The sequence below is a fragment of the Haloflavibacter putidus genome, from assembly GCF_006546625.1.
In the GTDB taxonomy this organism is placed as follows: Bacteria; Bacteroidota; Bacteroidia; order Flavobacteriales; family Flavobacteriaceae; genus Mesonia; species Mesonia putida.
The window spans coordinates 61,693-87,891 of sequence record NZ_VIAR01000006.1 but is presented as its reverse complement, the minus strand read 5'-3'; the positions used below and the strand labels follow the sequence as shown (position 1 = coordinate 87,891).

The window sequence follows — 26,199 nt, the reverse complement described above, 5'->3', positions numbered from 1 at the left end:
ATAGGTAAATTAGTTATCAAAAACTTAAACACTTCCGTAATTCCGGTACTGCATCTCAAAAAAATTATACAATACTTCTGTTTTTACGGCAATGTCGCCGTCTTCATAAGTTGGGTAAGGGAGTTTACTGTAAAGAAAATCGTTGATGGCTTTTCTAACAGCGGCTTTGGTCTGACTCTTTTCTGTCCAGTTATCTACTTTAAACTCGTTTTCTTGTAGCTTTTTTAATAGATTTTTAGCTGCTTCTTTAACCTTTGCTTTTTCCTTATCGGTTATTTTTTTGCCTTTATTCAACATATCAAAAACGGCTAGCTCTGACTCGCTTAGGTTTTCTTTGCCCGAGCGTTTTTCTTCTTCAGATAAATCACCAAATAAGTTCAGCAGTTCATCGAATACTTCTTTTATGGATTTGTATTCTTTCCCTAAATTATAATCTTCGATAATTTCTTCATAGCGTTCGTAGAAGTCAATACGCAAAGGATTGTTTTTTGTGAGTGCATCTAGCTTTTTCTTGACGCGCTCTTGTAAAGATTTTACAGCAATGTTTTTATTGGATTTTAATTGGGCAAACTCCTCTTTAATCTTGTCAAAATCTAACTGACTTATATCGACTTGCTTGCCGTAATCTTCTACTTTGTCTAATTCTGTATTATAGGTTTCAATAGATTCGTTAACCACATCTTGCACTTGTTTGACCAGATAAGTAACATCTGCATCTTCTACTTTATCTTGAATTAAATTATATAAAGCATTAATCGCATCGCGTTGATCTTTGTAATCATAAATAGCTTTGTTGGGCATTAAGGCTTTGTACTTCTTAAAAACCTCTCTCGCCAACACGTTAAACTTATTTCGTGTATCTTGATTTTGACAAACCGCATTGTAGCCTCCTTGTAAATATTTAATACGATAAAGGCTATCTTCTGCTTTTGCTATTAAGTTTAAATCAAAATCGCAATCGTGTTTTAAAAATGAAACCGTGGCTGCAATGGTTTCCTCCAACTCTTCCACCAATTCTTCTAATGGTTTTACTGGAGGTTCGTCTATTGGTGGTGTGTCAGGATCGGGTTTATTTGCTGTGCCACCGCCGTAAATAGCTAAAGCATTTAATAAGGCTTTGTAGGTTTCAATATAATCGACGATTAAACCGTTGTTTTTACCAGCGTGTACGCGGTTAGCTCTGGCAATGGCTTGCATTAGGGTATGCGATTTTAAAGGTTTGTCGATATAAAGTGTCGATAGACTTTTGACATCAAAACCTGTAATCCACATCGCGCAAACAATGGCTAAACGGAAGGGGTTGTTTTCGTCTTTAAACTCTTTTTCTAAATCGCGCGTGTTCATTTTTTCACGATGCGGTTCTATATCTAAACCCCAATCTCTAAACTTCTTGATCTCGTTTTGCTCTGAACTGACAATGACTGAAATTTCGGTTTCTTTAACCCACTTTAAATCGCGATAAGCAATAATTTGTTCTTGCTCATCTTTGATATGAGAAATCTCTCTTTCTAATTTCTCAACATATTTTTTCCATTCGAGCGTTATGAAATCATACATTTTTACGGCGGTCACCTTGTCTAAAGCAATAAACAAAGCTTTTCCTTTATAACCTCTGGTATTAAAATGCTCCACCACATCTTTAGCAATGGCTTTTAAACGTTTGTTTGCCGTCAGAATAGGATATTCTCTTGAAAATAGTTTCTTTAATTTCTCTTCTTCATTATCATCTAAATCAAATTCCGAGATTTTACTTTTAATCTGCGTATCAATCTCAGGATTATCCAGCTTTAATTTTTCACCTCTATTTTCGTAGTATAAAGGAACCGTTGCACCATCTTCAATGGAGCGTTTGAAGTCGTATTTAGAAACATAGTCACCAAAAATACGTTTGGTGAGTTCATCATCTTTAAACAAAGGTGTTCCCGTAAAACCGATAAAGGAAGCATTAGGTAAAGCTTTACGCATATTCATCGCCAAGTTACCGCCTTGTGTACGATGGGCTTCATCTGAAATCACGATAATATCATCGCGTAAACTCAATTCTTCTTCAAAATTGAATTTATGAATGAGGGAGAAAATATATTTGTTATCGGTTTTTAAAAGTTCTTTTAAATGTTTTGCCGAAGTGGCTTTTGCTTCTTTGTTTTTGGCTGCACCCACGCCTTCATAAGTTCCATAAATCTGATCGTCGAGCTCAGTTCTATCGGTCAATAAAACAAAGGTGTAATTACTACTGATTTGCCTCGCGATCTTTTGGGTAAGAAATACCATTGAATAAGATTTACCCGAACCTTGCGTATGCCAAAACACACCTAAACGCTGAGCTTCTTCTTTATCAATTTCGCCTTTTGCAAATTTTTCTTTTAGGCTTTTTAAATGATTTAAAGCTTTGTTGACACCCAAAAACTGATGGTTTCGAGCGACTAATTTTGCGGTTTTATCTAAGGAATCATCATAAAGCACAAAGTTTTCAAAAATATCCAGCAAATTGTACTTGTCGCAAGTTCCCTTAATGACGGTCTCTAAACTGATCACGCCTTCTTCTTCCTCTTTAATACGTTTCCACTCGTGGTAATGCTCAAATTTAGATGTAAGCGAGCCTACTTTGCTTTCTATGCCATTGCTTAAAATGATAAAGGCGTTGGTGTGCCAAATTTTGGGTATGGTATCTTTATAATCGCTTAAATTGGTTTCGTAAGCCTGACGAATAGGAATATGATGCGCTTTGAGCTCGATAAAAACCAGCGGAATGCCATTGACAAAACCAACCACATCTGTCCTTCTTGTTCTACCCGAAACACCCTTGACCCATAATTGTTGTACGGCCAAAAAGTGATTGCTTTCAGGTGCTTCAAAATTGAAAACTTGTAGCTTTTTCTCTTTGATGAGTTCGCCTTTTTGATTTTTAAAGGTGACAGGAATGCCGTTTTTGAGCAAGGCATACTTTTCTTTGTTAATATCAGCCAAAGTTTTACTAGCTTCTGCTTTAGTAATTTCTTCGTAAGCTAGTGTATAAGCAATATCAGGTAAATTAGGGTTGAGCTTTTTAACCGCTTTTAAAAAATGATGCTTTAAGACAACCTGCTCTTGGTTGTCTCTCCCAATCGTGCCTAATGCACCAAAACTTTCATTATGAAACACATTGGCAGTTTGCCAGCCTAAACCTTGTAAAAGATTCATCGTGGTTTTCTCGATTAGCTTATCTTCGGAGTAGTTGTTGCTCATACTTCTAGGGTTCTGTTCATTAAACGCGGTAACAATAAGTCTCTGGCTTCTTTAAGGGATTGGTTTTGTTGTGCTAAATTTTTAAGTGATTCAAAGATTCCTTGTGTAAATGAATTAAATTCAAAAACAATTTTTTCAGATGGATTAATTATTGGCATTCTCCTAAAATTAGTTTTTGAAAGCTCTTTAAAGGTTGCTCCAGATGCATTAGCTTCTAACTCACTCTTTCTATTCATCAAATTAAATAAAATATAATATCGATAGTTATCGTTGTTAGGAATAATATTTATGAACCCTTGATTCGTGGAGCATTCGTTATCAATTAAACCAAACAATCCAATTGTAGCTCTACTTGACATTAGAATTGTTTTTGGCGGTAATAGCTTTGCTGAACTTTTTTTTAAACCAAGATCATTAATTTTCTTTGAACTATCCAATAACACAAGAGAACTACTTTTTGATAAATCTGTAGGTGAAAACCAATGAATATTTCCAGACTCCCAATATTCTGTTTTTTTAGTTGAAGGTGTTCCTCCTCCAATTGTTTTTGCAACATCTTGAATTGTTTGCATTTCCCACCCTTCAGGCAAACCTGTTTCAGGATTGATCGGTGTATTTTCGTGATTAGGGAATTTAAAATCGACAAACCATTCTTTATAAATGTGTTGGGCGGCTTCTTCTAAAAGTTTGATGCGTTTGAGGTTATTTTCTATCAAATCATCATAGGCGCTTAAAATAGAAGCGATCTTTTTTTGGGTTGGAAGGGGTGGAAGGTCTAATTTTATTTTTTTCACCCCTTGAATCGTTAATGCTTTTTGAGCCGCACCAATGAAAACATTATTAATTTTAGATTGTCCTAAATCTGAATTAAGAAAATACACAAGATATTTTGAAAGAAGTTTGTCATTAAAATTTCTAAACCAAATAAGATTACCATCTTTAAAATAAAAGTCATAATCTTCTTTTATCCAATAACATACACCTGATCTGTTACCAACAGATGATATTAAAGCATCCCCCTTTTGCGGTGCACCAAATTTTTCTTTTATGGAATCAAATTTTTCTTTCCTTATAAATACTTCATCTTTTGTAAATTGATTAAAAGCTTTATGTATGATTTCTTTTGACCTATAAAATGGAATTCCATTTTCAACATAATCCTTGGCAAAAATTCGTTTAGAAGATAAAACTTCACAATTGTCCCCTATTATTCCTTCTTTCCAACTCATATCCCCAACTCGGTTAAATCCATTTGTATTTTGCTCGCAAGGTCAACAGCCTCCTCATCAAGCAGTTGTAACTCTTGTTTAATTGCTGCCATACGTTCGTCAAAATCAAAACCTTCTTCCTCCTCTACAGGTGCAACACCTACATAACGGCCTGCGGTCAGGCTGTAATCGTTGGCTTTAATCTCATCACGGTTTACTACTTTACATAAACCAGGCACATCGGTGTAAACGCCATCTGGAAAGCGTTTTTGCAGCCATTCTATTTCTTTTTCAAAATACAAATGTTGTTCAACTGCTTCCGTAAAGGTTTTTAATACTTTTTCTAAAAGCTCGCTTTCCTTCTTTAATTGTTTACGCTTGCTGGCTTCTGCTTTTGCTTCTTTCTTATTGGCCTCTAATTGTTTTTTTACCGCTTTGGTTAGTTGTGTTTTCCATTCTTTGGCTTGGGTTTTCTTGTCGCCTGTATTGTATTCTGCTTGAGAATCTGCTGCAATATTTAAAGTCGTCTTTGTCTTTTCTTCTAATAAATTGTTTAAATGTTCAACACCTTCTTTGGCTTTGGCAAAAGCTTTTGCAGCCTTTTCTTGATAAGTATTAATGGTTTTTTCAAACAAGCTGCTATCACCACGGTACAAACTTACTATGGCGTGAATGTTTTGTAATTGTTCATCGGTAAAATCGTGAAGATTAGAAGAGACTTTTCTGTAAACATCTCTCAGGTCAAGCATTAAAGTTTGATTGGCACGCTCTGGATCTTGTTCTTTGGCGCGATCAAAAAACCAAAGTGAACAAGGTAAGGAACGCGTGTAAAAGAACTTGGTACCTATAGAAACCATCACATCAACAGCTCCCGTTTCTACCAATTCTTGACGTATTTTCTTTTCGGAGTGTCCTGCATCACTGGCAGAACTTGCCATCACAAAACCTGCTCTACCATTTTCGTTTAGGTAGTTATAGAAATACTGAATCCACAGGTAATTGGCGTTATCGTTTTTGGGTAAACCAAATGTTAAACGTGGGTCGTTTTTAACGCTTTCTTTTTTCTTATCTACCCCATCTACATTAAAGGGCGGATTTGCCATCAAAAAATCGCATTTCCCTACTAAATCGTGATGATCTTGATAAAAAGTGTTGCCTTGCATAATATTGGCGTCCAAGCCGTGAACTGTCATATTCATTTTGGCGAGTTTAGTGTTGGTATCGGCTTTTTCTTGTCCGTAAAAAGTCACTTTTTGAGACGCATCTGTTTTGAGTTCCTCTTCAATAAAATGAGCGGTTTGTACAAACATACCAGCACTACCACAAGCAGGGTCGAAAACTGTACCGTGATTTGGCTCTATGATATTTACAATGGCATTTACCAAACTAGGCGGTGTAAAGAACTCACCACCTTCTTGTGCGCCGCTCATCGCAAACTTGTTTAAGAAATATTCGTAAATGCGCCCAAACACATCGCCTGTAACATTGTCCAACATCGGGTCGTTAAAAATACGTATCAAGCGGAAGAGCAAATCACTTTCAAACAGCATATAATCTTTTGGCAGTACATCTTCCAACACCTCGTACTCGGCCTCAATACTTTTCATTGCTTCGTTGAGATATTCTCCGATATCGGTACTTTCAGGAAGCTCGTTTATAGTTTTCCATTGCGCATTTTCGGGTAAGAATATCGCTTTAGCAGATAAAAAATCTGTTTTATTGACGGGTCTTTTACCTCTTTGTGGATGTGAGGGTAATGTTTTTTCAATCTCTTCTTTGGCCGTTATGAAACGGTTGTAGGCGTGACGTAAAAAGATTAAACCTAATACAGGAAAACTATATTCTGTAGCGGTTAATTTACTATTTGCTCGTAAGTCGTCGGCAGCCTTCCAGAGTCTATCTTCTAGCTGCTTGAGTTGTTCTTTGGTCATTAAATAATTCTCAGAAATTTATTCTAACTGCAAAATACAAAAGTTTTGGAGTTTAGCAGTGCTATGATTAGTCGCTTTTCATAGAAACTCTAAAACAAGCAAACGGCAATACGAACAAAACACCAGATTTTCTGCGATTATTTTACGGCTACCCAGCATCACATTTTTAGTGAGCGGTGAAAGTTTTTTTTGTATACAACTTTCATAATTATTTGGTTGGCTGTACGTAAAGTGGAAGAATAATTATGAGATAGATGGCTTTATGATTTTACAACGTAACCAGATAGATTGTAATATAAACAGTTTTTAGGTGAGGAAAAAGTTGTTTTGACTTTCTTATGGTATGAAGTTTTTAAAATATGAATCGAACGCATGAAGAGTCTGGCATATCTAAATAAGGTGCGAAGACGAGACGATAAAACTATGCACTTAGCTATTGAAGAACTTGAAAAGCAAATAAAAAAAGATGATTTTACTAAACCAAATCCTATATGCTGCTGCATCATTTATGGATTTGGTTTTTATTCTCGTCTGCTAATTGTAAAAATCACACTACCTGCTTTACAAGAAAATACTAGAAAAGTGTAACTTACCTAACAAACTCCGGCTTCACGGTCATAACCGGGATTTTAATATTTCTAAAAACATTCTCGGTAGTGGAGCCTACAAACATACTGGCCAATTTGCTGTGGCCGTGCGTGGCCATAACTACCATCTGTGCATTATTTTCAGCATATTCTACAATAGCCAAATGTGCCGAATCTCCCTTTTTAACAACAATAGAAACTTCTACACTATTGCCTGCTTCGTCTAGCAAGCGAAAATTTTTATCGGCAGAAACCGACTCTTCTTCAAATTGCAGTGTAGAAGTTTGTTCGCTTAAATACTCTTGCAAGCTTCTTAAAATATAAGTTTTAATAGCATCATCTTTATGCGTGTAAGGTATATAATCTCCCGGCATAATATGCGTAAAATTGGCTTTAGACACACTAAGCAAATCAATTTTGGCATTTCTTTTTGCTGCAAGCTTACACGCCAAAGGCAAGGCTTCCAAAGAAATGGCAGACCCATCTGTTGGTACAACAATAGATTTTATACCGGTGTCGTTCCCTTTTAAAACGCTCCATACCGGTACGTGCGAAATTCGCATCAGTTTTTCTGTAACACTACCTTTGTTAAAAATAGAATTACCCTCGCCGCGCGAAGCAATCATAATAAGATCGTAACGCCCTTCTCTGGCGCAAGCATTCACTTCATCGGCAGGATTTCCGCTTTTTAAAATAGTTTTTCCTCTATTTTCTTTCGGAATAGAAGCTTGCATTTCAGAATCTAGTTGGGCTTTCATCTTATCGCTAAACTCTTTTTCTTTCGATTCGTCTAAAGGTAAAGTTACCGCGTGTATATCCACCGGAAGGTAAAGCGGTTTAGGAATTACATAAATTAAATCTACACTTGCCTCAAAATTTTCCGCAATTTCTTCCGTAAAGCTATAAATAGCAGAAGCATTTTCTGAAAAATCGGTGGCTACTAAAATCTTTTTAATTGGTGTCATAATATGGTTTTAATCGGGTTAAACAAAAATATCTATTCTAAGTTATTAAGATTAACTCCTTTAACCAATGATAAATATCATAGACGCTGCTAAGTTTTCATTAAGGCAATTCGATTTTTCAAAATAAAAATTAAATCCGTGTATTTTGGCTAACTATCTTTACTGAATAAATTTTAATGTAGAACCTAAACCACAGTTTGTAAACCAGAAGCATACAAATATTGACATAATAGGATTTTTTTAGAGGATAAATTTTTATATTTATTAATTCTGAACGGCCAGCAACTAACCATAAAAATTCAATTGCGATGACACTCAACCAACTTATACAAACCAACGCTTGGGCAAGTGTAGCCGAAATTCTAGTAGAACTTTATCCTGCGGAAAAAGAAAATTTAGACGGTTATGCACTAGTCTATGAGAAATTAAAATTTCTTAATCCGGAAGAATGCGATATGTATATTGAATTAAAAAATGTAACCGACGATTTTGACGGAGAGCCTTATGTAGATATTTCCGGGAAATATAAAAATCCTAAAACCGAGGAAGAGAAATTTTCTATGGCTATAGAATTTACGCCTTGGAGCCAATGGTTGGGTATGGATATTTGTCCGGAAAGTATAGAAGAGTTTTCAGAACTCGAGATCATCGCGCATTGCCTTTACGAAATGACTTTCGCCGGTTTTGAAGAAAAGGACATACAAGAAGAACTAAATAATATTAAAGAAACAGCCGAAGAAGCTGAGCACCAAAATTCAATCGAAGAAGAAGATATCTCCGCCTATATAGACAATTTACTAAATGTCGAAGACGAAGAAGATACCAACAAAAACAAACCCGAATAAATAGGATAGAAAAAGCAAGTTCTCGCTTACTTTCCGCTTTTAGAAGATTTTTTATAAGAATATATAAAAAATACGAGCTAGAAAACCATTAAGCTCGCTTTTAATTTTCATAAAATCCTTTCAGCGTTATTTTTACAAAATAATACGTTAGGGATGCTCCATAGATACTCCATAGATACCTCATAGATAGTCCATCAAAATTATACGTATAAAACGTAAGAGCTTTTAGCGTTGTTTTTTACGGAATGCAGTATTAAAAATTAATTACTATATTTTGATATAGGGTTATTTTTCTTCAGTATAGCTACGCTTTTCCGTTAAGAATTTTGTCCCCAAATAGGTTTGGGGATTATTTCTCCCTACCCTTCGGGATTGGGTAATGCAAAAAAGAAAGAGTTTCAAATAAAGCGATTATATTTAATGAATTGAAAGATTATTTGGGAAAGGATTGGTTTAAAATAAAGAACTCGTCGACGCTCAAAAAAAGAGATAAGGCGTTAGAAGAGTGAACGTTGTCCGCCGAAGCTCGCCAATGCCAGAAATAAGCTTAAAATAAAAAAGCTCGCCGTCGCTCTAAAAAAAGAGCTATGGCGAGCGAAGATAATTATCACTAATAAATTATATAAACCGATAATTTAAATTAGTCTTTTATTTAAAAATGCTCTTCCCGATCCTGATTTAAGATATTTTTCAAAAGCAAAGGCTTTATATTTATCTCTAAATATAATTTTCGTAATGCAAAAAACAGGAAGTCTATAGCGAGTAGATTTTACTTTGGAAGAATTATGCTCTTTCAACCTGCGTTCCAAATTAGAAGTGCAGCCCACATAAATCGTCTTATTCTCACATTTGAGTAAATAAACAGTCCATTCTTCCATACATAAATATAAAACAATTTATTTATATTTAATTAAAGTTATGTCGAGTGGAGCTCGCTGTCGCTCAAAAAAAAAGAGCTATGGTGTTCGAAGAGTGGACATTGTCCGCCGAAGCTCGCCAATGTCAGAAATAAGCTTAAAATAAAAAAGCTCGCCGTCGCTCTAAAAAACAGAGCTATGGCGAGCGAAGGTGGAGTCGGGGAGACTCGAACTCCCGTCCAAACAAGCAATTCAATAGCTTTCTACACGTTTAGTTTTTACTTAAATTGTCGGGAAAAATCTGGCAAAAAACCTCCTAATTTTTCCGTAACCTTTAGAATTTCGGTATTCCTTAAAGGTGTCAGAATACCTAAATTTACTTTATCGGTGCCTCTGGTGCGAATGCCGTAAATTAAGGCCTTCGCGAGACATCTTGGTTCCCGAGCTTCTCGGGACTAAGGTAATCCTACTATAATTCGGATTACGCAGCCAAGGCGTAATTATTATCGCCGTTTAAAAAAGTGTGAAATATGAGATTTACGAGCTGTATCCCAGCGCTCGACGTGCTTACTACTCAATTAGACTCGCTGTCAAAACCAAGTCGACCCCATATATTCCTGCGAAAGCAGTAATCTTTTTCATTGCCATTGCAAACGCATTACCGGCAAAGAGCAAGTTATTTATTTAAGTCAAAAGTTTTCGGGTTTACGCTCATAAAATAATAACTATAAACGCAAACCTAACATCCAATCTTAGTAAGTTTTTATCAAAGAACAAGTTTAATCTTTTGGGCGTTCCCTCCCCAATTTTAATTGGGTAGGGCGGGCTATCCGTTGCAATTCCTCCCATCAACTCTAAAAAAGAGTTGAAGCTGCGGGATTTCCACTGCTATCCCTAACGCAAAAACAAAACCCAATACACTAAAAGAACTTTTTACTTCCTTCCGCGGAAGCGTGGCAAAGATACAATAAAATCTTATCTTTACCAGCCGCCAATTATAAAGCAAAGCGTATGCCAAGATTTATATAAAACGCAAAAAAATTTAAGACTTTTTATGAAATTAGGAATTATTAAAGAACGCAAAACACCACCCGACAGAAGAGTGGTTTTTTCTCCAGAAAAATTAACCGAATTACAACAAAAATATCCCAAAACAGAAGTACGTGTAGAAACCTCCAACATCCGAATTTTCCCGGATAAACAATACAGAGAGCGCGAAATCCCGGTAGTAGAAGACCTTTCTGATTGTGATGTTTTATTAGGCGTAAAAGAAGTACCAATAAAAGCGCTTATTCCTGAAAAAAAATACTTTTTCTTCTCGCATACTATCAAAAAACAACCCTATAACCGTGATTTGCTGCGGGCTGTTTTAGAAAAAAACATACAACTTTATGACCACGAAGTAATTACAGATTATACCGGACATCGTTTAATTGGTTTTGGGCGTTATGCAGGAATTGTTGGTGCATATAACGGTTTTCGTGCATTAGGCCTGCGAGAAGGTACATTTAACCTCACCAAAGTAGAAAACCTAAGCGATTATAAAGCGGTAGTAACAGAGTTGCAAAAAGTAAAGTTGCCTAAAAATTATAAAATTATACTTACCGGTGGCGGAAAGGTGGCCAATGGTGCCAAAGAAATTTTAGAACACCTAAATTTAAAAGAGGTGAACCTACAAGATTACTTGATAAATACTTTTGACGAGCCGGTTTTCTGCCAAATTGAAGTCTTAGATTATAACAAGCCAAAAAACAAAAATAAACTACCCGATAAATACGATTTTTACAACAATCCCGAAGATTACGAATCTAATTTTATGCGCTTTGCCAAAGTGTCTGATATGTTTATAGCCGGACATTTTTATGGCGATGGCGCTCCAAAATTCTTCTCTCGGGAAGATGCTAAGACACCGGAATTTAAAATTAATTTGATAGCAGACATTAGTTGCGATATAAACGGTCCGGTGGCCAGCACCATAAAACCATCTACCATAGCCGAGCCTTTTTACGGCTACGACCCGCAGACAGAAAAAGAAGTTGAATTTGATGCTCCCGGCGCTATTACGGTTATGGCAGTAGATAATTTACCATGCGAGTTACCAAAAGATGCCAGCGAGGGCTTTGGCGAAATGTTTTTAGAACACGTAATTCCGGCTTTTTATAACGACGATAAAGATGGTATTTTAAACCGGGCATTAATGACTTTTAACGGCAAACTAACACCGCGTTACGAATATTTGCAAGATTTTGTAGACGGAAAAGAATAAAAGATTGTAAGCAAAAACAGCTATCTCCAAATCAGGTTCACTACCTTATTTTTTTTGGAAATAGCTGTTTTTTAGCTTTTTTAAATTCCGTAAAGTCTTAAGATTTACTTTCTTCTTCAATAAGCTCTACCATCATTTCTATCTCTTTTAGCAATTTATCGTTATTTCCGCTATAGCCTACTTTTTTAAACTTAATTTTGTTGTCCGGTCCTAAAATTATTTTGGTAGGAATACCTTCTATACCATAATCTTGAGCCGTTTTAAAGCTGCGTGATTTTTCTTTTACCGGCTTATCCATCACTACCCAAAACGGATAATCTTTCTCTTTAAGAAAGCTGCTAACGCGTTCTTTACGCTGCTCCATTGTTCCGTTTTCCAAAGTATTTACAAATATAAATTCTACGTTGTCGTTGTCTTTATATTCTTCTACGGCGTTTTTCATACCGGGGAAAGACGCCAGGCAAGGTCCGCACCAAGTTGCCCAGAAATCTAAGATCACGGTTTTACCTTTTAAATCTTGTAGAGAAACTTGTTTTCCCTCTAAATCCTGCAAATTAAAATCTGCTGCAGTTTTAGATAGCATTTCTTTTTTTAATTCGCTTTTTAAAGTTTCGTTGGCTTCTTCTTCTAAAGCAGCCAATTCTTTTTCTGCTTCTTCTTTAGAATTATTCAGGTTTTGCTTGGCTTCTAAATACCAGTCTTTAACTTTTTTGGTAGCTTGATTGGTTTTTACAAAATCTGCAGCCGCATTAGCAGCTTTTTCATATTTTTCAGCTTCTACCAGAAATTGTATAAGGCGCTCATTCATTTCGGCATCCTCCATTTTTTTTGTTGCCTTCTCTTGGTAAGAAATAGCTTTGTCAAGCTTACCTTGCTTGTGTAAAATAAACGCGTAGGTGTCTGCATACATTCCCCAGCTGTTGTCTAAATTTTCTTTATATTCTTTAGCGGTAAGTATTTCTCTTCTGTCATTTTGTTCCTCTTGTTCCTTTTTTATAATCTCAAGTGATTCTTTAGAGAGTTTAGCTGCCATTTCCAAGTTTTCTCCTTTTTCTGCCATCTGCCAAGCAGCAGAATTATACACCTGACTTTTTATGCCTTTATGTTGAATTTGTTGGGCATATTCTTGCATTTTTTCATAATTGCCTTGCTCTTGGTAGGAAGAAGCAATGGCGCGTAAAATAAAGTCACGCTCAATTTCGGGATTGTCTACCTTTTTATCGTAGTCTTCTAGAACCTTTACTTTTGCTTCTACATCTGGTGCCGAAAATGCCTGCTGAATTAAAGTTCGTTGTGCCATTTCCCCTTTAGGGAAATTACTGATTAATGCCGTTTGTAAAGAGTCTGCTTTCTTTTGCTGTCCGGTAATAGCATACATGCGCATTAAGTTCTGCGTTTCTTCTTCGTTTAGATCTTTGTCGTTTTCGTAACTTGCCATTCTAGATTGCGCGTAAGCCTCTGCTTTTTCTGGTTTGTTTTGCTGAAGAAATTGTAAATAACGTGCATCCCAATCTTTTTGTAAGTCGGGGTTCTCTTTTAAATCTTTTTCTATTAAAGCCATAGAAGAATCTTTAGAGATTTCAAGCTTTTGGTTAGCGCCCAGACCTTGGTAGTACATACCTAAATTTGCATTACTACCCGGCAAAATTTCACCTTTTTCGTTATATAATGCTGTTGTATAGCCTTTGGCTGCATTGTTGTCTACACTGTCTGCTACCTTAAACCTAAACGCTATAGCTTTGGCAGAATCTGGTACTTTAAAGTTGGCAACCCACGTATTGGCAGAGTCTTTTAAAGAAAGATCTTCTGCATAGGTTTTACCATCTTTCATGTAATAATAAGCCGCTTCTACAGTAGAAGCATCATTATTATAACGTAACGCCAAGTTTTTCCCCGGTTGTGGTTTGGCTTCTTTTAAGTGTAAATTTCCAATTTGCTTGCTTTCAGATTGGCGTTCTTTTTGGTCGTCTTGGCAAGCGAAGACAAAAAATAAGCTGCCTGCCAAAAGTAAAAATGTGGATTTTTGCATGAGTTGGTTTTTATAAATAAGCACGAAATTTACAATAAATTATCTAAATTTTTGAAATAATTTGTATGGTTTTGTTGCCTGTGTAGAAATATGTGTAAAATTTTTAAAATTGTAAGGTTATTTTACAATTAATAAAGGAACGCTTAACTCTTGATTAAAAAGCTCTTCTACCAGACTGCCTATAAGAAGAGAAGAAATATTATTGGTCCCCCGGTCTGAGAGCACCAGCAAATCCGGTTTTTTTCTATTAGCTTCCAACAAAAATTTTTGACTGATGTTCTTTTCTTTAGCGTGAAAGAGCAGCAAATTTTCTGCGGGAAAAGAACTTAGCTTCTTAAAAAAACGCGTTGCTTTTTGCTGCAAATGGTTTTCGATTTTTGGAACTGCAGTGTCTTGGGTTAAATACGGACTAAATTGATGTGGTACTTGATAAACATGAATAGCACGTAGCTGTACAGGGTATGTTTTTTGAAGTGGTTCTAAAAAACGAAACGAGCGCTGTGAATGTGTAGAAAAGTCTGTTCCTATCCATATATTTTTCAACTCATAACCAGAGGTTTTCGGTATTAAAGCAATATGTGATTTGAGCAGCCGCAATAATTTAGCGGTTAAGGTTCCCGAGCCATCTGCTTCCTCTTTGTTTCCCACGAGGGTTAAGTCTATTCGGTATTTATTTACAATATAATCAAGAAGTGATTCTGTATTGCTGTCTTCTGAAATGAGTACTTCCCATGAAATTTTGGAAGTAAACAACTTTTCGATTTTTTCTTTAAGCTCTTCTCCTATTATTTGGTCGAGGTTGATTTGCTTCAGTTCTTCATCAAACAAATCTAAAATTTCATATTTTTTAATGTTGTGAACAAAAAAAACTTTCTTGGCTTCCAATTTTTCGGCAAGGGAAGAACTATATTTGATTAAATGCTCATCTAAAGACGTAAGATCTAAAGCGACAAGAATGTGGTTTAAGGTTTGCATAAGTCTTATTCTTTTTTCTTTCTACGGTCTACAATCTCTTTCATGATTTTTTGGTAATCGTCCAACTGTTTTTCGGATTTCTTACTTTCTAGCTTTTTAAAATCATCTTTCAAACCTTTATAAAGCGAAAAACACATAACGGTTAAAACAATAGCAAACGGCAATCCGGTTACAATAGTTGCGGCTCGTAAAGCGGCTAAGCCACCACCTAAAAGTAGGGCTGCGGCAACAGCGCCTTCTATGATAGCCCAAAATACCCGCTGTTTTACCGGAGAATCTATTTTTCCTCCTGAAGTTAAATTATCAATCACTAAAGAACCGGAATCTGAAGAGGTAATAAAAAAACCGGCAATTAAAATAATGGCAATTATGTTGATTACTGTGGCTAAGGGGTAGTCTTGAAAAAATACAAAAAGTGCGGTAGAAATATCGTTTTGTACTGCCGTAATAATTTGGGTGTCGCCCGCCAAAGCTTGTTGTAGAGAAACACTTCCAAAAGTAGACATCCAGAAAAAGGTAACTACAGATGGCACCAAAAGCACTCCCAGTATAAACTCCCGAACTGTTCTCCCTTTCGAAATACGGGCAATAAACATGCCTACAAAAGGAGACCAACCAATCCACCAGCTCCAATAAAAAACAGTCCAATCATTTTGCCAGGAGGTTCCTTCAAAGGTTTCGCTCCACATAGAAATTTTTAAAAAACTGTATAGATAATTTCCGGTGTTTTCTACAAAGGCTCGAAAGATAAAGATAGTGGGGCCTAAAATTACCACCAATAATAATAATAGCAGAGCGATACGCATATTCCATTCGCTTAATATTTTTACACCTTTGTCTACTCCCAAAATTACTGAAGCGGTTGCAATGGCAGTAATAATTACAATGAGTAAAATCTGCACATAAACAGAATTGGATATATCGAAGACAAAATTTAACCCGCTAGCCATTTGTTGCACACCAAAGCCTAAGGTAGTTGCCAAACCAAACATGGTAGCCAAAACGGCTAATGTGTCTATCATATTACCAATAGGACCGTGTATGCGACTCCCTAAAAATGGATGAAAAATAGATCGTATGGTTAAAGGTAAACCTTTGGAGTATGTAAAATATGCTAATGCCAGACCTACTAATGCATAAACGGCCCAAGCGTGAAAACCATAGTGTAAAAAGGTAAAGTTCATAGCTTCGTGTGCTGCTGCAATTGTATTTGGAGCGGCCGTGGGCGGATCTATTAAATGCTGAATAGGTTCTGCGACGCCAAAGAACAATAATCCTATACCCATACCGGCGCTAAATAACATAGCAAACCACGAAATTTTTTTAAACTCGGGTTTTGCTTTCTGGCCGCCAATACGCAACCGGCCGTATTTACTAATGGCCAGAAATATCAAAAAGACCAAAAATATATTGATGCAGAGTATAAAAAGCCAGTCGGTTTTATTGGCAACGCTTTCCTGAACCTGTGTAAACACAACTTCTGCTTTTTTGTGGAAAATAATAGTAAAAACTACACTAAGAACTATGATTAAGGTTGAACTAAAAAATACAGGCGGATTAATTTCCAATCCCAAAATAGATTTATGATTATCTCTGCGAGTAACTTTTTTGGCCATAGTTTGAAGAATTTTTAAAAAAAGAGCTAAAAGCTTAGTCTTTTGTCTACAAGATATAAAAAAACAATTAAAGCAGCTATTATTCCAAAACGATCAACATTAATTAAGGAGGGTTATATTAGAGAATAGGTGTTTTTTCAAACTAACAATGTGAGGTTGTAATTAAATTCGTTCATTTTCCATTCTATTTCCTTACTCATAACTTCCATAGTTATGGTTATGCCAACCAACCACAGCATCATAAAACGAAAAAGCAACTTCATTTTTTATAGGTCATTGCAAAATTAAATTGGTATTAGGTAATAAGTGATAGGGAGATTAGCTATAAGCTTTAAGTTCTATGTCCCCGTTGTAAATGTCTAATGTCGTATAAATTTGCATTTTAAAATTTTCGCACTGGAGAACTCAAAATACAATACTAATGACTCAATATTAAGTACTAATTTTTAAACTACTCAAGACTAGCCACCAACTTTCTTATCTTTACCAAGCGGGTGAGTAAATTTTCTAGATATTGTAAATCTAACATATTGGCACCATCGCTTTTGGCATTGGCTGGGTCAAAATGGGTTTCTATAAACAAGCCGTCTACTTTATTTACTACGCCCGCGCGAGCAATGGTCTCAATCATTTCCGGTCTTCCGCCGGTAACGCCGCTAGATTGATTAGGCTGTTGTAAAGAATGGGTTACGTCTAAAACCGTTGGTGCATATTGACGCATAGTAGGAATACCTCTAAAATCTACAATCATATCTTGATAGCCAAACATCGTTCCGCGATCGGTTAACATTACTTGCTGGTTATTCGAGTCGGTTACCTTTTTTACCGCGTGTTGCATGCTTTCCGGACTCATAAACTGACCTTTTTTAAGATTTACAACTTTACCTGTCTGTGCTGCTGCCACCACCAAATCTGTTTGCCGCACCAAAAAAGCTGGTATTTGTAAAACATCTACATATTGTGCTGCCAGATTCGCATCGCTTACTTCATGAATATCTGTAACGGTAGGAACTTGGAAGGTTTCAGAAACTTTTCGTAAAATTTTTAGTGCTTTTTCATCGCCAATTCCTGTAAAACTATCTATCCGGCTGCGGTTAGCTTTTTTAAAACTACCCTTAAAAATATACGGAATCCCTAATTTATCGGTAATAGAACAAACTTTTTCTGCAATGCGCAAGGCCATATCTTCGTCTTCAATAGCGCAAGGTCCGGCCAGTAAGAAAAAGTTGTTTTTATCGGTATGTTTTATCTGCGGAATTAAATCAAGTTTCATAGTTTCTTCCTTTTAACCGCAAATATACAGAAATACCAGCTTTTTTTAATAGATGATGAGAAATAGCTTTGTTGATTGGTGAATTTGCCGATTGGTTAATTAGGAGAAATTAAACGCTGTACGCTTTAAGCCGTAAGCTGTAAGCAAATGTATTTTGTAGATTGTATATAGTATAAGACGAGCTAAATTTAAAATTTGCAATGAGAAATTTGAATTTTGAAATTCCTACAACTTAAATGGTTTAGGCTATAAGCTATAAGCGAATATATTATAAATTTATAGTTTATAATGCGAGCTAAATTTAAAATTTGAAATAAAAAAATTGCATTTTGAAATTGCTAAAACCTAAATCCTATCACCTACAACCTAATTATCTAATCTTAAGTTGCATACAATCAATAAAATATGTAGCTTAAGCTAAATGCAGAAAAGTAAAAAATGTGTATTTATTAAAAAAAAATAATTCTACATTTGCAGCCTTAAAAAAATAGCTTATATGACAGCAATTAGAAATATTGCAATTATTGCCCACGTAGACCACGGTAAAACAACTTTGGTAGATAAAATTATGTACCACTGTCGTTTGTTTAGAGACAACGAAAACACCGGAGATCTTATTTTAGACAATAACGATCAAGAACGGGAACGCGGGATAACCATTACTTCCAAAAACGTAGCAGTTACCTATAAAGACACAAAAATTAATATTATTGATACTCCCGGTCACGCCGATTTTGGCGGAGAAGTAGAACGGGTACTCAATATGGCAGATGGCGTACTTTTACTGGTAGATGCTTTTGAAGGTCCAATGCCACAAACGCGTTTTGTACTTCAAAAAGCAATAGATTTAGGTTTAAAACCTTGTGTGGTGGTAAATAAAGTAGATAAAGAAAACTGTACCCCGGACGAAGTGCACGAAAAAGTGTTCGATTTAATGTTTGAACTGGGCGCAGAAGAATGGCAATTAGATTTTCCTACCGTTTATGGTTCGGCAAAAAATAATTGGATGTCAGAAGATTGGAAAAAAGAAACCGATAGTATAGAACCATTATTAGATATGGTTTTAGAACATATACCAGCACCAAAGGTAGATAAAGAAGGTACGCCACAGATGCTAATTACCTCTTTAGACTTTTCTTCGTTTACTGGACGTATTGCCATTGGCCGTTTGCAACGCGGTACTTTAAAAGAAGGCATGCAAGTTTCTTTGGTAAAACGTGATAAAAGTATTAAAAAAACAAAAATTAAAGAATTACACGTTTTTGAAGGTCTGGGAAGACTAAAAGTAGCAGAAGTACAAGCAGGCGATATTTGCGCCGTGGTTGGCTTAGAAGGTTTTGAAATTGGCGATACTATTGCCGATATAGAAAACCCCGAAGGTCTAAAAACCATTAGCATAGACGAGCCTACAATGAGTATGTTGTTTACCATAAACGATTCGCCATTTTTTGGTAAAGATGGTAAATTTGTTACTTCCCGCCACATTAAAGAACGCTTATATAAAGAACTAGAAAAGAATTTGGCCTTACGTGTGCACGAAACAGACAGCGCAGACAAATTTAATGTTTACGGTCGTGGCGTAATGCACTTGGCAGTTTTGGTAGAAACGATGCGCCGCGAAGGTTACGAACTGCAAATTGGTCAGCCGCAAGTAATTATAAGAGAAATTGATGGTGTGAAATGCGAGCCAGTAGAAGAGTTAACCATAGATTTGCCAGAAGAAGTTTCCGGTAAAGCCGTAGAAATGGTAAGCATGCGTAAAGGCGAAATGCTAAGTATGGAAGCCCGTGGCAACCGTATGGTATGCGAATTTTTAATTCCGTCGCGCGGTATTATTGGTTTACGTAATCAATTACTAACTGCAACTGCCGGCGAAGCAATTATGGCGCACCGTTTTAAAGAATACCAGCCGTTAAAAGGCGACATTCCGCAGCGATTGAACGGCTCGTTAGTTTCTATGGAAAAAGGAACCGCTATCCCATATTCTATCGATAAATTGCAAGATCGCGGTAAGTTTTTCGTAGATCCTGGAGAAGATATTTACGAAGGACAAGTAATTGGCGAAAACTCTCGCCAAGACGATATGACGGTAAACATTACCAAAACCAAAAAACTGTCTAACGTACGTTCTTCCGGCGCAGATGATAAGGCCAAAATCGTGCCTGCCATCAAGTTTAGCCTAGAAGAAGCTTTAGAATACATTCAAAAAGACGAGTATGTAGAAGTAACGCCAAACCACCTGCGTTTGCGTAAAATATATTTAAAAGAAGTAGACCGTAAACGTTATAAAATAGTGTAAGGTTTAGTGTCAATTCAAAATAAAAACCCTTTGCCTTTGTAGATAAAGGGTTTTTTGTTTTTTGGGTGTGCCCCTTCGGGTCGCGCTATCCGTTATATCTTTTTTAAAAAGCAAAAAAAGGATGCCACTACTATCGCTCACACAAGAAAAATAGCTTATTTTCGTCTAAAAAGTATTTTTTGTTGGAAGTAATACCGTATAATTCAGAAAGAAAAACCGATTGGGATAATTTTATTCGCCAGTCCAAAAACGGGACTTTTTTATTCTACCGCGATTTTATGGAATACCACCAAGATCGCTTTACAGATTTTTCCCTAATGGTTTACGAAAAGAAAAAACTGCTTGCCGTTCTACCCGCCAACAGGGTGGGAGACAAACTTTTTTCGCACCGGGGTTTAACCTATGGAGGCTTGGTGCTCTCCCAAAAAATAAAATTCGATAAGGTTTTAAGCGCTTTCCAACAAGTGCTGGCATTTTTACATTCAGAAAATATAAAAAACTTACAAATAAAAGCAATACCAAAAATTTATCAGACTTATCCCTCTGATGAGATGGACTATCTTTTATTTTTACTGGAAGCCAAATTGGTTCGTTGCGATCTTTCTTCCAGTCTTGCTTTAGAAAATAAGTTAAAAATACAAGCCAACAGGACGCAAGGCAGTAAAAAAGCTCAAAAACAAGCATTAACAATCAAAAAAGAAACCAATTTTGAGTTGTTTTGGGAAGAAATTTTGGTTCCCAACCTAAAGAAAAACCATAATGCAAAACCAGTACATTCGGTCGAAGAGATAAATAAATTAGCACAATTATTTCCGAAAAGCATTCATCAATACAATGTTTACCAAGCCGAAAGAATAGTAGCCGGGGCAACGCTTTTTGAAACGGAAAATGTGGCGCACGTACAATACATTTCTGCAAATGCAGATAAGCAAAAATTAGGAAGCTTAGACTTTTTATTTCAGTACCTAATCGAAGAGAAATACGCCCATAAAAAATATTTCGATTTTGGAACTTCCAACGAAAATCAAGGTAAAAACCTAAACAAAGGTTTACAGTATTGGAAAGAATGTTTTGGCGCGCGGGCAGTGGCACAAAATTTTTATGAAGTAAGTACCAATGCTTATCACAAGTTAGATGAGGTGTTTATTTAAAACTCTAAAGTATGATTCCTTTCCTCGACCTTAAAAAACTCAACCAGCCTTACGAAAAAGCTTTTCAAAAAAGCTTTCAGGAGTTTTTAGCCTCCGGACATTATGTTTTGGGCAAGGCGGTAAAAGAATTTGAAACCCAATTTGCGACCTATTGCGGTGTTCAACATTGCATTGGCGTAGGTAATGGCTTAGATGCACTTACGCTTATTTTAAAAGCCTATATAGAATTGGGGAAACTGCAAAAAGACGATAAGGTTATGGTTGCTGCCAATACCTATATTGCCACCATTTTGGCCGTAAAACAAGCCGGTTTGCAACCTGTTTTGGTAGAACCGGACGAGAAAACTTTTAATTTAGATCCCGCGGCGGTAGAAAAAGAGCTGGATAAATCTGTAAAAGCTATTTTGGTAACCCACCTTTACGGACAATTGGCAGCTATGCAAACTTTACGGAAAATAACCAAAGAAAATAACTTAATCTTAATTTCTGATGCCGCTCAAGCCCACGGCGCAGAAGATGCAAACGGCAAAAAAGCCGGAAGTCTGGCAGATGCTGCAGGTTTTAGTTTTTATCCTACCAAAAACCTTGGAGCTTTGGGAGATGGAGGCGCGGTTACCACCAATAATAAAGAATTGGCAAACGTAATTTCTAAGCTTAGAAATTATGGAACTTCGTCAAAGTATGTAAATGATTATGTGGGTGTAAACTCGCGTTTAGACGAAGTGCAAGCCGGGTTTTTATTAAAAAAACTACCTGCTCTCGATAAAGACAATTCCCATCGGAGAAACATTGCAAAACGCTATTTATCGGAAATTAAAAATGAAAAAATAAAACTTCCTTTTTGGGATAGAAATAAAAATCACGTTTTTCATTTATTTGTAATTCGAGTAAAAAACCGGAAGGAGTTTTGTGACTATTTAGAAAAAAATGAAATTGGGTATTTAATTCATTACCCAATTCCGCCGCACAGGCAAAAAGCTTTACAAGAGTTTTCTAATTGTAGTTTCCCCTTTACGGAAAAAATTAGTCAAGAAGTGCTCAGTATTCCTATGAGTCCGGTGATAGAAGAAGAAGTGGTTTTAGAAGTAATACGAGTCTTAAATTTGTATTGATTTGCGCCACAGCAATTTTCTAAAATAGATATTCATCATAACAAAATGAATGAAATAGGTGGTAAAATAAGCAATTGCCACTCCAGTAAACCCGCTTCTAGCTACCCAGAAATTAATAGACGCGTAGAAAAGCAATGCCCAACCAACCTGGAAAAAAATAAAAGCTTTTGCGTGAGCCTTGGCAATTAATAAATTCCCTAAAATCCAACCGTTTATTTTCAAAAAATCGCCCATTAGTTGAAACAGAAATAAACCGCTAATAATTAAAAATTTTTCAGAATAGATTAACTGAATAACAAAGTCACGTAAAAAATAGAGCCCTAGGGCTGCGATAATGGACAGAGGAATTGTTATTTTCCAAATTTTAAAAATTTCTTTACGTAGATATTTGACGTTTAATTTTGAAAAAGTGGGGAGTAAATACAAACCGAAAGCAGAAGTTAAAAAAGTCAGGTAAATTGCTGAAATACGCCACATTGCCTCCCAATATCCGGCATAATCCAATCCGAAATGTACGGTGAGGTATTTTCGAACGGCAATCAAAGTAATCGATAAAGAAACCGTACCGCTAATAAACATAGCTGAGAATTTTAAAAGTTTGCGGAACTCAGATTTTTCAAATTTTTGCTTGATCCAATCTATTTGAAACGATGATTTTCTTAGAAAAAAGAGCGCCACGCTAAAATTGATAAACTGATTGATTCCCAAACTATATAAAACACCGGTTATGCCAAAAAAATAAATGAAAGCAATAGTCAATAAGGATCCACAGATGTTGGCTATAATCGAAATGAGAACATAGCGTGTAACTTCATGCAAACCGTTTAAAATTCCCAACAGAGAAGTAAAAAGCACCATAGGAATGATACTAAAGCTCACCAACATAAAAATCTCGCTGTAGGTTGATGAACCAAGTAGAAGCATTAAAATTTGATTTCTAAAAAAGAAAACCAATAAAGCCAGAACCACAGACATTACCAATTGTGCGATAAATGCGGTACTTAAAACCCGCCTGAGTTGTTCCGGTTTCTCTTGATTTTCTGCAACATATTTGATGATTCCCTTGTCTAAACCGAGTTGTCCGATGGACAAGCCCAATTTGAGAAAATCTTTGAACTGCCCAATAAGGGCAAAGCCTTCTGAACCTATATAAACTGCAATCAGTTTATTGGTTGCCAATCGCAGCACCATATTAACAACAGTATTTATACTTGATAATATAGAGGTTTTGAAAAAATTCATTCTTTGTTAAAATCTTTCCAAAGCTTAAACTCCATTTTTGTTACTTTTTTTAGTAACGCCACATCTTCGCTGAATAAATCATAAAGCCACGTGCGGTCTTTTTGACTGAGTTTAGGGAGTGTTTTGTTTGTTTTATTGAGGTTTAAGAAAATTTCTGTTGCTTTTTTCTTGTATTTTCTACGGAAATCTTTTGGAAGAAAATGCTTAAGTACATCGGATGTTTTATTTTTATTAAAAACCATGATCCGAATTTTTTTATAAGTCTTCGGAAAACGCAATTGGACTGTTTTATTTGACTTGATTTCTGGAATCTTGGCTAAGGGTGTTAATCCGAGAAAATTGAAGCATTCATTTAAAGTATCTAAAGGCTTTGTTTTTAGGTTTTCAAATAAGATTATTTTTACATTCTTAGAATCAAAAACTTCATAAAATCGTTCCATCCATTTACCATATAAACTGTATTGGTAATAGTTCTTTATAATCAATTCAGGTAGTACATCATCGGTAGAAGGTTCGTGTTTGTGATTTTCTAGAATTGCCTTTCGTAACGATTCATCCTCACTACCTAAACTTTTTAAATACGTGTAATGTGAATATGTGCGATCGATGGGGTTTCGTAAAATGAAGATGAACTTGGCATTTGGATTACCATATTTCTTTAGATTGATTTTGAAATTTTTAAAATAGAAATAACCTGTACTCGATTCGCCGTAATATTCAATACCTTTCTCTTTTTGAAAATAATCTCGAGAAACGCTCCAATCAGCGTCCATTTCTTCGCGATTTGCCATCGACCAAATATGCGGTTCTTTGTTGGAAGACATATTGATCTTCGGGTGTAAATTCAATAAATTATGCAAAGTACTTGTTCCAGATTTTGCTGCTCCTGGAACAAATAAATTGACGTCTTTTAACGAGAGTTTTAAGGCTGCCTCCACGTGTCTATATATTTTTTAGCAATTTTTACGTAATCGTGTTTGCTTTTGACAAATTTACGAGCATTTTCACCAATCTCTATAATTTTCCCCGGATTTTCAATAAGCCAAGATAGCTTTCTTACTAAATAAGCCACATCCGGCAAAGCATTGATGCAAACTTCATCTTCCTGCAAAGCGTAATGCTCTAAAAATTCCTGTTCTGCCCCGGTAAAAACCACTTTTTCCTGCGCCATTGCTTCCAAAGCATTATAACCTTGATCGTAAGCATAAACCATATCTAAAAATATATGGCAATTTTGATAGCGTTTTATATATTCTTGGTACGGAATATTTTCTACAACTGTTATTTCTACCTCATTTGGATATTTCTTCTCAATAACCTCTAAGGCTTTTTCAAAAAAACTTATGCCTTTTCTAACTTTTGTGCTTCGGTTAATACCCAAAAAGATTTGTGTTTTTTTTGAAGGTTTAATGGGTAAAACATCAGCGGTTATGACCGGATTGGGTAACATTCCTAAGTTTTTCTTGTGGTTTTGCAATACTAGTAGATAATCTATATCAGAGGCAATCAGACCTTGCATATAAGCTTCGGCTTTTAGATAGTAATTTTCGTATTTTTGTTCGGCATAGGGTAAGAGATAACGATAGTCTTTTTTGGTTGCATTATTTAAGAAGTACGGACTGAGCACGCTATATTTTAAAGTTTTTTGTTGAAGAAATTTCACTGTGCGATAGTCGTTACCACAAACAAGCAAAAATAATTTATTGTTATGTTGCTGAAGAAATTCAATTTGTTTTAATTGAAGTTTCAAAGGCATTTTTAAAGCATCCGCATGAATAAATTGAACAACGTCATAGCCTTTTAACTGTTTTTTAATTTTTAAAAACCGAAAATAAGTCTCGTAAAGTTCTAGATTGATAGAGGTAAACCGGAATAAAGCATTTTTAAATTTTTTAAAAATGAAGTAACGGTTTATAAAATTGGCGGCCAAAGAAATATCTATTGGGTAATTTTTAAAGCTATCACCATCTCCAATCAACAAAACTTCGTGCCCCAACTCTTGTAGGCCTTTCTTTAAAGAATTATGCAATCTGCTGAATTCGCCTATTAATAATATCTTCATAAAGTTATATCTTTGTTCTTTGCGCAATTATTTTACCAAGTAAAAAAATAGTAAGACTGTTAATTCAAAAATAGAATAATAGATAGCCTAATTAAAACTTCTCAGTAATAAAATAATTCTTATTTACCAATGAAAAATACGATTAAGGATAGTTTTTTAATCAATTTACCAAAAATATCCGATCCAGACGGAAAAGGAAATCTATCTGTCATAGAAAAAGATATTTTACCTTATCCTATTAAACGAGTGTATTATTTATATGATGTGCCCAGCGATTCTACTCGCGGAGGACATGCCCATATTGAGCTAAACCAGTGTTTAATTGCATTAAGCGGAAGTTTTGAGGTGATTTTAGACGATGGTAAAAACACAAAAAGAATTCAGTTGAACAAACCTAACAAAGGTTTAATTATTCCAAACGGTATATGGCGGGAAATTGAAAATTTTTCCTCCGGTTCCGTGTGTTTGGCATTAGTCTCAGCGGAGTATGATGAAGAAGATTATATCCGTGATTATAAAGACTTTAGGGTTTTTAAAACATCTAGTTGATAAAACT

General features: G+C 35.7%; 20 protein-coding genes and 1 other RNA gene. 7 read left to right on the top strand and 14 right to left on the bottom strand.

What is annotated here, in order from left to right; all coding sequences use genetic code 11:
- Positions 1-24 precede the first annotated feature (24 nt).
- The 3 genes from FKR84_RS07550 to FKR84_RS07540 are packed head-to-tail and all read right to left on the bottom strand — an operon-like array spanning position 25 to position 6,364.
- Positions 25-3,225 (bottom strand): type I restriction endonuclease subunit R, encoded by a 3,201-nt coding sequence (locus FKR84_RS07550; protein WP_141421689.1) that lies wholly within the window; start codon positions 3,223-3,225, stop codon positions 25-27.
- Entirely contained in the window at positions 3,222-4,454 is a 1,233-nt protein-coding gene (locus FKR84_RS07545) for a restriction endonuclease subunit S (protein WP_141421688.1), read from the bottom strand. The genes FKR84_RS07550 and FKR84_RS07545 overlap by 4 nt, the downstream gene beginning before the upstream one ends.
- Positions 4,451-6,364, bottom strand: a complete 1,914-nt coding sequence (locus tag FKR84_RS07540) for a type I restriction-modification system subunit M (protein WP_141421687.1) — start codon at positions 6,362-6,364, stop codon at positions 4,451-4,453. Before FKR84_RS07540 ends, FKR84_RS07545 begins: the two co-directional genes overlap by 4 nt.
- A gap of 372 nt (positions 6,365-6,736) precedes the next feature.
- Here FKR84_RS07540 and FKR84_RS07535 point away from each other — a divergent pair, with 372 nt between their 5' ends.
- The gene (locus tag FKR84_RS07535) at positions 6,737-6,952 is read left to right on the top strand and encodes a hypothetical protein (protein ID WP_141421686.1); all 216 of its coding nucleotides are present in this window, start codon (positions 6,737-6,739) and stop codon (positions 6,950-6,952) included.
- Position 6,953: 1 nt separating this feature from the next.
- Here the strand turns inward: FKR84_RS07535 and FKR84_RS07530 are convergent, their stop codons facing one another.
- A complete protein-coding gene (locus FKR84_RS07530; protein WP_141421685.1) occupies positions 6,954-7,916 on the bottom strand; it encodes a universal stress protein in 963 nt (320 codons plus the stop codon).
- Between the two features lie 308 nt (positions 7,917-8,224).
- Here FKR84_RS07530 and FKR84_RS07525 point away from each other — a divergent pair, with 308 nt between their 5' ends.
- Positions 8,225-8,761 (top strand): DUF6557 family protein, encoded by a 537-nt coding sequence (locus FKR84_RS07525; RefSeq protein WP_141421684.1) that lies wholly within the window; start codon positions 8,225-8,227, stop codon positions 8,759-8,761.
- Between the two features lie 635 nt (positions 8,762-9,396).
- Here the strand turns inward: FKR84_RS07525 and FKR84_RS07520 are convergent.
- The gene (locus FKR84_RS07520) at positions 9,397-9,639 is read right to left on the bottom strand and encodes a GIY-YIG nuclease family protein (RefSeq protein ID WP_141421683.1); all 243 of its coding nucleotides are present in this window, start codon (positions 9,637-9,639) and stop codon (positions 9,397-9,399) included.
- A 188-nt stretch (positions 9,640-9,827) separates the two neighbouring features.
- Positions 9,828-10,227, bottom strand: a transfer-messenger RNA (tmRNA) gene (gene ssrA, locus FKR84_RS07515).
- Between the two features lie 445 nt (positions 10,228-10,672).
- Here ssrA and FKR84_RS07510 point away from each other — a divergent pair.
- Positions 10,673-11,884: an NAD(P)-dependent oxidoreductase gene (locus tag FKR84_RS07510; protein ID WP_141421682.1), complete on the top strand. Its 1,212-nt coding sequence runs from the start codon at positions 10,673-10,675 to the stop codon at positions 11,882-11,884.
- 97 nt (positions 11,885-11,981) lie between these two features.
- On the opposite strand, the gene FKR84_RS07505 is transcribed toward FKR84_RS07510, so the two are convergent.
- From FKR84_RS07505 to kdsA, 5 genes are all read right to left on the bottom strand, one after another.
- A complete protein-coding gene (locus FKR84_RS07505; protein WP_141421681.1) occupies positions 11,982-13,913 on the bottom strand; it encodes a TlpA disulfide reductase family protein in 1,932 nt (643 codons plus the stop codon).
- Positions 13,914-14,030: 117 nt separating this feature from the next.
- Positions 14,031-14,888 carry a universal stress protein gene (locus FKR84_RS07500; RefSeq protein ID WP_141421680.1) on the bottom strand — a complete coding sequence of 286 codons (858 nt, stop codon included), beginning with the start codon at positions 14,886-14,888 and terminating at the stop codon, positions 14,031-14,033.
- Positions 14,889-14,893: 5 nt separating this feature from the next.
- Entirely contained in the window at positions 14,894-16,504 is a 1,611-nt protein-coding gene (locus tag FKR84_RS07495) for a BCCT family transporter (protein ID WP_141421679.1), read from the bottom strand.
- Between the two features lie 137 nt (positions 16,505-16,641).
- Entirely contained in the window at positions 16,642-16,767 is a 126-nt protein-coding gene (locus tag FKR84_RS13505; RefSeq protein WP_262710717.1) for a hypothetical protein, read from the bottom strand.
- Between the two features lie 188 nt (positions 16,768-16,955).
- Positions 16,956-17,777: a 3-deoxy-8-phosphooctulonate synthase gene (gene kdsA / locus FKR84_RS07490; RefSeq protein ID WP_141421678.1), complete on the bottom strand. Its 822-nt coding sequence runs from the start codon at positions 17,775-17,777 to the stop codon at positions 16,956-16,958.
- A gap of 496 nt (positions 17,778-18,273) precedes the next feature.
- Between kdsA and typA the strand changes: the two genes are divergently transcribed.
- From typA to FKR84_RS07475, 3 genes are all read left to right on the top strand, one after another.
- Positions 18,274-20,076: a translational GTPase TypA gene (gene typA / locus FKR84_RS07485; protein ID WP_141421677.1), complete on the top strand. Its 1,803-nt coding sequence runs from the start codon at positions 18,274-18,276 to the stop codon at positions 20,074-20,076.
- 179 nt (positions 20,077-20,255) lie between these two features.
- Entirely contained in the window at positions 20,256-21,227 is a 972-nt protein-coding gene (locus FKR84_RS07480; protein ID WP_233357702.1) for a GNAT family N-acetyltransferase, read from the top strand.
- Positions 21,228-21,238: 11 nt separating this feature from the next.
- Positions 21,239-22,339 (top strand): DegT/DnrJ/EryC1/StrS family aminotransferase, encoded by a 1,101-nt coding sequence (locus FKR84_RS07475; protein WP_141421676.1) that lies wholly within the window; start codon positions 21,239-21,241, stop codon positions 22,337-22,339.
- Here the strand turns inward: FKR84_RS07475 and FKR84_RS07470 are convergent.
- The 3 genes from FKR84_RS07470 to FKR84_RS07460 are packed head-to-tail and all read right to left on the bottom strand — an operon-like array spanning position 22,325 to position 25,643.
- On the bottom strand, positions 22,325-23,581 hold the full coding sequence (locus FKR84_RS07470) for an O-antigen translocase (RefSeq protein WP_141421675.1): 1,257 nt from the start codon (positions 23,579-23,581) through the stop codon (positions 22,325-22,327). The genes FKR84_RS07475 and FKR84_RS07470 overlap by 15 nt on opposite strands.
- Positions 23,578-24,519 carry a sulfotransferase family protein gene (locus tag FKR84_RS07465; RefSeq protein WP_233357701.1) on the bottom strand — a complete coding sequence of 314 codons (942 nt, stop codon included), beginning with the start codon at positions 24,517-24,519 and terminating at the stop codon, positions 23,578-23,580. Before FKR84_RS07465 ends, FKR84_RS07470 begins: the two co-directional genes overlap by 4 nt.
- A complete protein-coding gene (locus tag FKR84_RS07460) occupies positions 24,504-25,643 on the bottom strand; it encodes a glycosyltransferase (protein WP_141421673.1) in 1,140 nt (379 codons plus the stop codon). Before FKR84_RS07460 ends, FKR84_RS07465 begins: the two co-directional genes overlap by 16 nt.
- 129 nt (positions 25,644-25,772) lie before the next feature.
- Here FKR84_RS07460 and FKR84_RS07455 point away from each other — a divergent pair, with 129 nt between their 5' ends.
- The gene (locus tag FKR84_RS07455; RefSeq protein ID WP_141421672.1) at positions 25,773-26,192 is read left to right on the top strand and encodes a sugar 3,4-ketoisomerase; all 420 of its coding nucleotides are present in this window, start codon (positions 25,773-25,775) and stop codon (positions 26,190-26,192) included.
- The last annotated feature ends 7 nt before the right edge of the window (positions 26,193-26,199 follow it).